The organism is Leptospira perolatii (assembly GCF_002811875.1).
In the GTDB taxonomy this organism is placed as follows: Bacteria; Spirochaetota; Leptospiria; order Leptospirales; family Leptospiraceae; genus Leptospira_B; species Leptospira_B perolatii.
In genome coordinates, this window is sequence record NZ_NPDZ01000035.1 from 1 (window position 1) to 1,902 (window position 1,902).

At 43.5% G+C, this 1,902-nt stretch carries 1 pseudogene; it reads right to left on the minus strand.

The features are described from left to right. A pseudogene (locus CH373_RS18460) lies at positions 1–1,857 on the minus strand (hypothetical protein); the annotation flags it as partial. Between the last annotated feature and the right edge of the window lie 45 nt (positions 1,858–1,902).

Genomic DNA, 1,902 nt, shown 5'->3' on the forward strand with positions numbered 1-1,902 from the left:
GTCTATGTATGTATTTGCTATTCCGGTTAGGATTCCGATGCTCTTTCCGGAGGTGATGATGCTGTCTGCAGATCCGGTCATGCTTCCCTTGGCCTGGGTTGTTTCTGCATAGGGATCGCTCACCGCGCTTCTTCCTGGTAGGTTGTTATCTACGTAGTTCTCTATGATTCCGTATAGATTATCCAATCCTCCTTTGAATGCATAGTCGCCGGATGCGTTTTTGGTATATACTGTATCTTTAATTTCATACCCGGTATCTTTAAAGTCTCTTAGCGCACGGCGGATGCTTGGGTTTGCTTCTTCTTTGTCTGGATCAAATGCTACGCTTTTGTACCCTTCTACGAGCCCTAGAAAGTTCCCCAGTCTTTGTTCTGCCTGGAACTCCAACTCTTTTAATCGGTCGGTTATCTTTTGGTCGTCGCTTGGCTCCAGTTGTCCTTTTGGTCCTATATTAATATAACTTAAATAAGATTCGACGATTACGTTTTTCTTTACGATATCATACGCAAATTTCTGGTTTTGCTCGGTCCGATTTGCTTCGATCGATTTTTTGGTGAAGCTTAAATCTTCCGATCCGAGCTTGGTTACAAAATCGCTAAATCCTGTTTTGTAGGCAAAGCTCTTTAGGAATTGGTCAGCCGATGCTGTTCTAAATGGATTCATAGAGCTAAACGGATCGTACAGTCCTTCTTTTGCGAGGATCAGTCCTTCTTTTTCGGAGTCCGTGATTCCTCCGTTTAGTTTGGAGCCCAGATACGTGAAATACTCTTCTTCCGTTTCTCCCACGTACCCGGATAGGATCGTTTCCATTCTGACTGATTTGTTAAGTGAAGTGACTAAACTTGGTTCGTACTTTTTGTCCTTCAGCCAGTTGGTCAGTGCAGTTAGGTCATCCGCCTTGAGCGTGTTAGCTGTTGTATCATTGTAATAGGCAGCCAGTGCATCTCTTTGTTGTAAGCTTTCCGTTTTTAAGTAATATGCACTGTTTCTATTGGCGTAATTGGCAAGATAATCTGCTAGTATTGTATCTTCTGAATTCCCGTTGCCTACTCGGAGCAAATACTCGTTCTTTGCAGAGGTTCTGTCCGCTTCGCTACTTGCATTCCAGTTTTTGTTGGAACTTAAAAATGCTTGGTAGTTCGATACGATTCCGTACTCCTTCAACTCCGGCTGCAGCGCGTTCACATTGACTAATGTGCCTTGCGCCAATGATGTTTGGATTCTATCGTAGTTGAGAGCCAATGCTTGCGCTTTTAATGTTTCTCTTATTTGTGGATCTGTTACAGTGAGTATCGCGTCTAGATTCGCTCCTAAATTCGAATTTGTGAGCTTTATCTGATCTGCATAAACCTTAAGACTATCCTTCAAGTCTGCAACTTGTGCATCTGTCAAATTCTGTCCTAAAAACTTAGAGCTTCTCTCTACTCGTCCTCCATTCTGGCCTGGGAGTACATACTTTCCTGCCTTGACCGCAGCCAGGAACTCATCCAAAGAAACATTCTCTTGGCTCGACGCTAAAAAGGCCTGTGTTAGATTTCCTTTATGCGCGGTCCAAGCGTATTCTTTCAGAGACTCCATGCCGTTTGTGAGATCACTGCTTAATGTATAATCAGCACTTGCAAGTTTGGTCTTTAAACCTTCATATTTTGCGAGCGATGCCTCGATTCCATCCATTGCCGTATACATCGGCTGTCCGCTTCTATCCAGATTTTCTAGTGTGGATTTCAAGTCTCTAAATAGGACCTGTGCTTCCTTTATGTTGGCTGTATTTGCTTTTGCTTCATTCCACTTTTGTAATGTTGCCGCTTCCGTTCTGTCCGCAGTCGGTAACCCTTGGAAAAACTTCAGTTTCGCCATCTCATCAGTAAAGGCTCCTGTGTTTTCCAATGCTTCCAATACAGC